The sequence below is a fragment of the Prevotella sp. oral taxon 317 str. F0108 genome, from assembly GCF_000162415.1.
In the GTDB taxonomy this organism is placed as follows: Bacteria; Bacteroidota; Bacteroidia; order Bacteroidales; family Bacteroidaceae; genus Prevotella; species Prevotella conceptionensis.
In genome coordinates this window covers 1628429-1637377 of record NZ_GG740072.1, presented here as the reverse complement: position 1 = coordinate 1637377, position 8949 = coordinate 1628429, and the positions used below count along the sequence as shown (strand labels likewise).

The following is an 8949-nucleotide window of genomic DNA, read 5'->3' as shown; positions in this document are numbered from 1 at the left end:
GTTGTTGAACATCAGCCAAGCATCGTCGTTAATGAGCGTAACGTTGTCGCCACCTAGCGCGGCGGCGTGCGCACTAACAGGCAGCCGCAAGAAATTATAAGCCGTTTGGCTCTCTTGTGCCGCCATTTTATCCGCCATAAAGAACAAAATAAGGGCGAAAATAACTTTTTTCATCAACTTCTTTCTGTTTTATCTACAAAGTTACACCTTTTTCCAATTATATCATTATATTTGTAGGTGAATTGAGTTTCATTCGCCGTGAAAGCTCTAACTTTGTTGCAACAACTTCAATCGTGTGGAGGTAAAGAAGACACATAGTGCCAATTTGGAGAACAAGCGCGTAACCAATTATTTGCTTGGGCTTGTTGTAGTACTCTCGTTCCTGTTTGTGGCGCTGGAGTACAACAGCAATTCGCGTGCCTTTGACTTCGACGACGAGGTGCCAGACGACTTCTTCGAGGAGATGGAAATACTGCCCGACGTGGAGAAAAACGAAATGGTGGCCGCCGCAATTCCCACTGCCGCACCCTCTATCACCACGAAAATTAAGGCGGTGGACACGCCCGTGGCATTGCCCGACAAGCTGAACGAACGCAACGACGAGGAAAAAGAAGGCGAGGAGGCAACCGTGCAACAAAACGAAACGCCTACAACGGCCATCGAACAGCCTGTTCCCGAACCAATTGCCAACGACGATAAACCGCGCGTTGTGCAACAGATGCCCGAATATCCAGGCGGCATTGTGGAGTTTATGAAATGGCTGCAACGCACCCTTCGCTATCCGCCAACTGCCCAAGAGCAGGGCATTCAAGGCAGTGTGATGGTGTCGTTTATCGTCAATGCAGACGGAACCATTACCGACCAAAAGGTGGTTCGCGGCGTAAACGAAGACTTAGATGCCGAGGCTTTGCGCGTTATCAGCCACATGCCCAAGTGGAAACCTGGGCTGGACAAGGGCAAACCATGCCGCACGCTCTTTGCCATACCTATCGTATTTAAACTTTAAAAATTAGTCAACATGTTGACAGACGATCTAATTCTCAGCAAAATAAACGCATATTTAGAGGCTTTGCCCTTCAATCGTAAGCCGCAATCGCTTTACGAACCCATACGTTATGTGCTCTCCATTGGGGGTAAACGTATTAGGCCTGCGCTTGCTTTGCTGGCCTATAATCTGTTTAAGGACGACCCCGAAAGCATTCTTGCACCTGCTTGCGGATTGGAAACCTACCATAACTACACGCTCCTGCACGACGACTTGATGGACAATGCCGCCCTGCGACGTGGTAAGCCCACCGTACACAAGCGTTGGGATGCCAATACGGCCATACTATCGGGCGACTCGATGCTGGTTTTGGCTTATCAGCTGGTGGCACAATGCGATGCCGCAAAGCTGAAACCCGTGATGGAACTGTTTACCGAGACGGCACTCGAAATTGGCGAAGGGCAGCAATACGATATGGACTTTGAGCATCGCAACGATGTAACCGAAGACGAATATATCGAGATGATTCGCCTAAAAACCAGCGTGCTCTTGGCCTGTGCCATGAAGATGGGCGCGCTGTTGGCCGATGCTCCACAGCGAGATGCCGACCTATTATATAAGTTTGGCGAGCAAATAGGCTTGGCTTTTCAGCTGCAAGACGACTTCCTAGACGTGTACGGCGACAGCAAAGTGTTTGGCAAAGCCATTGGCGGCGACATCGTAAGCAACAAGAAAACGTACATGCTTATCAATGCTTTCAACAAGGCCGATGCCGCACAACGTGCCGAACTGCAACACTGGGTTAGCCAAGAGCAGTGCAATGCACAAGAAAAAATTGCGGCCATCACCCAGCTTTACAACGCTATGGGCATCGACAAGATGGCCGAACGGCGAATAGAGCATTACTTTGAATGTGGCAAACGCTACCTCGACGAGGTGAACGTGCCGGCCGAAAGAAAAGAAAACCTCATTAACTATGCCTCGAAAATGATGAACAGAAAATACTAGAACCTCTCACCTAAATACAATACCATGCCATACCGACGACTACCTAAGACAGATGCCGCACGACTCAAAGCACTGAAAATGTTGCTCGAAAACGAAAGTGTGTATGCGGCAAGAAATCGATTTATCGATTGGAGCGTGATTAACAGGGCTAGACCTGCCTACGACCGACTACTGACGGCAGCCCAGCAGTATCGAACCTCGCTTACGGCGCAAGCCAGACAGACGGGCAAGATAGACCGCGTGCAGCGCAATGCCGTAATGTATGTGAGCCATTTTCTGCAAGTGCTCTTCATGAGTGTTGAGCGCGGAGAGATTAAAAAGTCGGCTCTGAAACTTTACGGACTTAGCGAACACGCCACATCGCTGCCCAATCTTAAAACCCAAGAGGGCCTGGCCGAATATGGTAAGCGGGTTATCGAGGGCGAGAAAGAACGCATTAAGCAGGGCGGGCGACCCATCTACAACCCCACCATCGGGATGGTTTCCACGCATTACGACATCTTTATGGAGACCTATAAGCAACAAAAGTCGCTGCAAGCCCGAACGAACAAGGCCGTAGACACGTTGCACACGCTACGCCCTGAAACAGACAACATCATCCTCGACTTGTGGAACCAAATCGAGAAACACTTCGAACACGAACCGCCAGAGGTGCGTTTCGCCGAGTGTAGAAAGCTGGGGGTGATATATTATTACCGCCGCAACGAGGAACATCTGTATTAACTATTTCTCGTTAAAGGCCGCTTCTATAAACGCTGTGCCACTGCTCAATGTGGCTTAGCCGAGTTTTTAGCGTGAGCCTAAGCACCGAACGGGTTTCTGTCCCAATGCAAAAAGATTGGGACAGCTTGCTTTCGGTGCATGTATGTTGGCGGTTTTTCTCCCCATCGTTATGGGGAGCAAGGCTTTTTGGGCTTTTGTAATTGGGCCCAGAGCCAACAGATTGTAAACGAGAACATGACAACAGAGATTATTGATACGCACATCCACCTAGATGTGGACGACTATCGCGACGACCTTGACGAGGTTGTTGCACGTGCCAAAGCGGCAGGAGTAAGCAAGGTTTTTATTCCTGCCATCGACGAGCAAAGTGGCGATGCCGCCCTTTTGCTGGCTCAGCGTTACCCCAACTACGCCTTCGCCATGATGGGTTTGCATCCCGAAGAGGTGAAGGCCGACTATGCTGAGGTGCTTAAACGCATGAAACGGCGGTTTGAAGAGCCGCACCCCTTTATCGCCATTGGCGAAGTGGGGTTAGACTTTTATTGGAGTCGCGAGTTCGAAAAGCAACAACTTGAAGCCTTCGAAGAACAAGTGCGCTGGTCGGCCGAATACAAATTGCCCTTGATGATACATTGCAGAAAGGGGCAAAACGAGATGGTGCACATCATCAAAAAGTACGAAAGCCAACTGCCAGGCGGTGTTTTCCATTGCTTTACGGGTAACGAACGCGAGGCCGATGCCTTCTTGCAGTTCGACAAATTCGTGCTGGGCATTGGCGGTGTGCTTACTTTTAAGAAGTCGAACCTGCCCTCGGTGTTGCCCCACATTCCCCTTTCGCGCATCGTTCTCGAAACCGATGGCCCTTACATGGCCCCTGTTCCCATGCGCGGCAAGCGCAACGAGAGCAGTTATCTCACCCATGTTGTGGAGGTAATGGCCAATGCCTACGCCACCACCACCGACGAAATAGCCCGCCAAACCAATGAGAATGTAAAGCGGGTATTTGGTTCGCGCGTGCCTTTTTAAGAGCAAATCCACTTCGTTGGTTGGTTTATAATGGCGCAATGGCATAGCATTGTTTTTTCAATACCGCTGTGATAAGGCTTCTTTCAGAGAATTAACGCATAAAACGAAATAGATTGACGTATGAAAAGGATAATCTTATTGTTGCTTGTTTTGTTTGCAACGCGTGTTTCGGCACAAACGTGGAACACTGGGGAATTTCAGCAAATGGGAGAAAAAACCATCCTTAAGATGCGTAGGATATTCAAGATTCCGACGCAGGTGAAGCTCTATGCAACAGCGTATATTTACGTATGCGACCTCACGACCAAGAAAAAATCCGTCCCCACAGACAGTATCGCTTCGCTTACAGTTAGCGATTGGCTTCGCAAAGTGTACGACTGTCGGCACAAAGTGTATGTTTACGATGACCAATTGCGATACTTTTTGGTTGATAATCTTGCAAATAGAGATGAAGGAGGTGATGAAAGGAAGTCTTATTTAGGCACAAAAGACGACCGCGCCATTGCTGAGACGCTGCAAGCGAATAGGTTCGATTGCGTGATAGAAGCGGATAGATGCCAAAACAAGGATGCTAAACAGTTGGTGCTGATATGCGTTAAGCGGGATGGTATGTATCGTGCTGTGGTTAAAGGAGAAAAGACAACGCTGAAATTGGTGACGAAAGACGATCTCCTAATAGAGCCATAGTTTGCCTGTGTGGGTGAGTCTATGAGTTGTTTTTTTAGTTTTATTGCTGTCCGGTAAAACTTTTTGGGGGATATCTGTGTTAGTTAAAATAGACTTAACCTTATTATTTCTTAGAATTATCGGTTATTATAGGTCTTTTCTTATCAAAAGAAGTGCATTTTATAATACTTACAGTTTGAAACTGAAAACCAAGCCCCTGGATGAGTTAAACGGCTGCAATGCCGATGGATAAAGAGATACAGAACTTTCTGTTTATTTTTACCGGACAGCAATATTTAGGAATATACCCACTTCGTTGGCTGCCTGTAACTTTACTTTCGGAAGAAAGTCTCAACTGGCTAAAAATGTATTTACCTTGATTCATGGGCGTAGTGATACTTACAGATTGTTACATTCTGCTAAGTTAGCCAGTTCTAACCCATAGCGTCTTTTTTTGAGTTGTATCTATTTGTTGTTTAACGAACTCAATCAAATAGTGCAACAACCTGTTGCACAAATTCAAGATACAGATAATCTGTCGAACACAATTGCGCAACAACCTGTTGCACAATTAGGAGAGGTTCCTCAAACGCTGTCGGCTATCTATCACAGTGACGTCTGTTGGATAGAGGAAATCTTTACGCAGTCGGCCATTGCTGCCACCAACTGGGCTAGTCATGTAATTCTGCTTAATAGTAAGTTTCGTTTAGGCGAGTGCTATTCAACTCACCAACTCATCAACTCAAAATCTTAAATTGTTATATTTTATTTTACAATATCACTCTAATTTTCACTTCGTTCTAGCGCAAATATCGCTCATAAAGTAGCTAAAAAGCTACTCTTTATAGTCTTTCACGCCTCACGTTTTCCCTGTTTTTCAGAACAAAACCTGCATTTTGCACCATTTAGCCTTTCTATTTGGGCTGCCTACTCGTTATTTTTCAAGCCCAATTACTCGCTTTTAGCCCCTAAAATCCTACTTTTTAACGACTATTTCGCCCTTTTCGGCCATGTTTTAACGGCTCTAAAAGGTTTTGTTTTATACCATTACTATGTATTATTATGCTTTTTACCTCGCATTTAGCACCAAAACGTCTTGCATTTAGCACCAAAACGCACTGTATTTAGCACCAAAATGCACTGCGTTTTGCACCATATTACAGTGCGTTTTGCATCAAATCGCAGTACATTTAGCAGCAAATAGCCCAAAAACAGGTACAAATGGCGGTGTTTTTAAATAAAAATTCATTTTGCCTCGTTCACATGCTACCCCCTTTTTGCATCAAAACCAACCTTTGCGAGAATCGATTTTTTGCGGCAGGGTGAGCGATTGGTGGCTGGAAATGGCACTCATAATGTTAAATTTCTGACTAAAAAATAGACAAAATGCGATTGTGCTGTGTACGCGTGCATGGGTAACGGCACGAAAAGCACGTAAGCTTACTACCGCCAGCGCGAGCGGCTGCCGGTCATGCTACTCACGGTCAACGGAGTCAGTATAAGGGAACGCAGAAGTAATCTGTCATCGACAGCCGTTTTTCAACTTGTAGAGAATGTATAGGACGACTTCCACTTGGCCACTTTTTGAGATATAACCACGTTTCGCCACATACAAATGGGCCGGAATATCAGATTTCATCGTATCCTTGTTCCAGTACTTTGTACATGAAGAGGAGTGTTTGTCTTCGCTTTACAGCACAAAGACAATAAGCCCCTCTCAAATTATAGAAACATTAAAAGTCAAGGCTACTTCAATTGTTTGATTCTTTTTTTGCAGCAGGTGTATCTTTTATTTTTTCCTTATAAATACAAAAAATGAGATAACGATAAAGAATGGCACATAGGCTATGCTTGCGTATTCGCTTTTTGAAAAGTTTATTATTCCGCTATAAACATAGTGGTTTAATCTCCACACTGTGCTATAGGGTATAAGGTAGGCATAATCTTTATTTTGAGCAATAATACCAAAGATCGTCATGAGGCTAGCAAACCCAATAGGCAAAACAAAACTCTTAAAAATCAAACTAAGATTATATTGTATAAATGAAACAGCAGAAAGGGCTATAAACAAATACGAGAAATATGAAGCCATTAGGGTATTAACATTATAACTGGAGAATTTATATCCGGGTAATAACTTATCCAGAGCAAAACCAGACAGAAGGAAAGTAAGATAACCTATAAGGGAAGAAATAAAGATAATCTCTAAAAGGAAGACAATTTTGCTCGAATAAACTGTCACCTTGCTCACAGGTCTTGTAAAAAGAAGTCTAAATCCATAATTCTTATATTCTACATCGCATAAAGAATAACTCAAAACGGCTGCAAGAATTGGATAAAGCAGACTATAAAATTCAAAGATGTACCTACCCAATAACCATACCCAAGGATTGTAATCAAAAGTCATTGCCGGATTATTGACTGCATCAGCATGTTTAAACAAGATATATACATCAATATATAAAGTAATGAAAAAGGGAAATAACAAGAAGAGCCAAATGGCAATATTAAATCTTAATTTATAGTGTTCGCTTTTAAGAATGGTAAAGAATGATACTGGTTTCATAAGTCGGTTTTTATTAGATGAAGGAATACAGACTCCAATTTTTCTTGGCATTTATCTGCAAATATAATTTGAATGTTGTTTTGTTGCATTAAATTTCTAAAACTGTCAAAAGAGCCGTCTTGTTCTATTTCTATGATAAACGTTCTGTCAGAAATCCTATTTACGGGTATCAAGTGCTCTTTGCATATCTCCATGCCTCGTTCCGGCTGGTCTGTATATATTAAATAAGAAAGCTTTTTCTGATTGAGTAGACTGTTAATTTCTCCTTGAAACAATAATCTTTTGTTATTTAATACTCCGATATGTGTGCATATTTTCTCCAGTTCAGCTAAGATATGTCCTGATATGAAAATCGTTTTTCCTTCGCTTTGAAGTTTGAGCATTAGCTCTCTCATTTCATAAACACCTTGCGGATCTAGTCCATTGAGTGGTTCGTCAAGAATGAGTAATTTCGGATTATGAAACATTGCCATCGCAATTCCCAGGCGTTGTTTCATTCCTGTAGAATATTTTCTAACTTTTTTGTCTTTATCTTTGGTCAAATTCACAAGTTCTAAAACCTCTTTAATGCGCTTTTGTCCACAATGATATAGCATATCCAGATAGTTTAGATTCTCATAGGCACTCAAATCTGCATAGAAGAATGGTTGTTCTACCAGGCATCCTATATTTTGAAGGATATACGATCTGTTGGAATTGAATTCTTTTTTATTGAAGAATACCGTATTTTTTGGGGTTTGCTCCAATCCTAAAAGTATCTTTATCGTAGTAGATTTACCCTCCCCATTCTTGCCTAAGTATCCATAAATGGACCCCTCTGGAATCTTCAAGTTAATGTCTTCTAATACAGAATGATTTCTGTAGTTAAAAGTGAGATGGTTGGTTTCTAGTATATTCATAATCAACACTATCTTTTAAAAATATTCGTATTTAAATGATTTAATGTAATTCAGTAGCTCTTATTTAGACCTATTTGAAATTCTAAATAATTCATTGGAAAATATATGGTGAAATGTTTTTGGGCGGAAAGAACTATTCTCTTTTCTCGGATGACATAGATGGAATAAAGGAGCATCAACCCTATATACATTATTTCCAAGGTTTGTGAATCTATTATGGCAGTCATAATATTCATTACCCCATCCATAATGTCTTTCATTTTTCATGTCCACATCAATATATTTTTCCTATTTACAAATACGTCACCTCCATACATTGGCTGATTGCAAAGAAAATAAAGCATATTAGTTTTTTTATAGAGGACCTTGATATCTTTAGTGTTTAAATAATATCTCCGCAAAATATCTGATGTTTGATAAACAATTCCATTATAAGGATATGCGATGTCTGCCTAACTTGAACGAAGAATATTGTCGGCATCCGTAACAGATTTTTTATCAATATTTGTATCAGAATCCCAATTTGCTGTAATTGGTGTATTTATTAGTAGGCGATTCATGAATTGTATTTTCGATTTATAATAGGTTATAAAACACGAGAGCTAAATTGCAGATATGTTATATTTGATGCAAAAATAAGAAAAGTGTTTGAAATAAGACATGGGGTAACATTGTTTAACGCTTTATGTATTAACGTAGCAAGTGCGAATTTATAAGATTCTCTTTTTAAGAGCAAATTCAGATGTCCTACAACTATGCCGAACTCAGGTTGTATGAAATTGTTTACCAGCCGGAGGTTGTGCCTAAATCACTGATGCGCTATTGAATATGAAGGAAATAGGTAAGTGGGTGAGGTATCCTTATTTCTTACCTCCCACATTCATCTTATAAATAGCATGTAGCATGATGTAGTGGGGGATAGTGTTGTAGCGTATCTCGCTCTTTCCTTGGCCGTTCACTTGATAATCTACGCTTTTAAGTTGCTGGAAAAGGTCGAACGCTTCGAGTTTCACGGCAAATCTACCTTTCATGAAGCTTTGAGTAACGTACGCATTGCACATCAAGTTGTTGGTATT

The 8949-nt window shown here is 42.1% G+C and carries 8 protein-coding genes and 2 pseudogenes; 6 read left to right on the top strand and 4 right to left on the bottom strand.

What is annotated here, in order from left to right:
• Positions 1 to 174 (bottom strand): annotated as a pseudogene (locus tag HMPREF0670_RS06305) (DUF3308 domain-containing protein); the annotation flags it as partial.
• Positions 175 to 295: 121 nt separating this feature from the next.
• On the opposite strand from HMPREF0670_RS06305, the gene HMPREF0670_RS06300 reads away from it, so the two are divergent.
• The 6 genes and pseudogenes from HMPREF0670_RS06300 to HMPREF0670_RS17035 form a co-directional block, all read left to right on the top strand.
• Positions 296 to 1006, top strand: coding sequence for an energy transducer TonB (locus tag HMPREF0670_RS06300; protein WP_044077773.1), 711 nt, complete (start codon positions 296 to 298; stop codon positions 1004 to 1006).
• Positions 1007 to 1018: 12 nt separating this feature from the next.
• Complete coding sequence (locus HMPREF0670_RS06295; protein WP_009230313.1) at positions 1019 to 1993, top strand: polyprenyl synthetase family protein; 975 nt, start codon at positions 1019 to 1021, stop codon at positions 1991 to 1993.
• A 24-nt stretch (positions 1994 to 2017) separates the two neighbouring features.
• Positions 2018 to 2716, top strand: coding sequence for a hypothetical protein (locus tag HMPREF0670_RS06290; RefSeq protein ID WP_009230312.1), 699 nt, complete (start codon positions 2018 to 2020; stop codon positions 2714 to 2716).
• 234 nt (positions 2717 to 2950) lie between these two features.
• Entirely contained in the window at positions 2951 to 3742 is a 792-nt protein-coding gene (locus HMPREF0670_RS06285) for a TatD family hydrolase (RefSeq protein WP_009230311.1), read from the top strand.
• A gap of 120 nt (positions 3743 to 3862) precedes the next feature.
• Complete coding sequence (locus HMPREF0670_RS06280) at positions 3863 to 4429, top strand: hypothetical protein (RefSeq protein WP_009230310.1); 567 nt, start codon at positions 3863 to 3865, stop codon at positions 4427 to 4429.
• Positions 4430 to 4880: 451 nt separating this feature from the next.
• A pseudogene (locus tag HMPREF0670_RS17035) lies at positions 4881 to 5129 on the top strand (hypothetical protein); the annotation flags it as partial.
• Positions 5130 to 6197: 1068 nt separating this feature from the next.
• On the opposite strand, the gene HMPREF0670_RS06275 reads toward HMPREF0670_RS17035, so the two are convergent.
• The 3 genes from HMPREF0670_RS06275 to HMPREF0670_RS06260 form a co-directional block, all read right to left on the bottom strand.
• Positions 6198 to 6974, bottom strand: a complete 777-nt coding sequence (locus tag HMPREF0670_RS06275; RefSeq protein WP_044077772.1) for an ABC transporter permease — start codon at positions 6972 to 6974, stop codon at positions 6198 to 6200.
• A complete protein-coding gene (locus tag HMPREF0670_RS06270; protein WP_009230307.1) occupies positions 6971 to 7873 on the bottom strand; it encodes an ATP-binding cassette domain-containing protein in 903 nt (300 codons plus the stop codon). Before HMPREF0670_RS06270 ends, HMPREF0670_RS06275 begins: the two co-directional genes overlap by 4 nt.
• Positions 7874 to 8733: 860 nt before the next feature.
• On the bottom strand, positions 8734 to 8949 hold a 216-nt coding region (locus HMPREF0670_RS06260), incomplete at its 5' end, for a hypothetical protein (protein WP_232213865.1).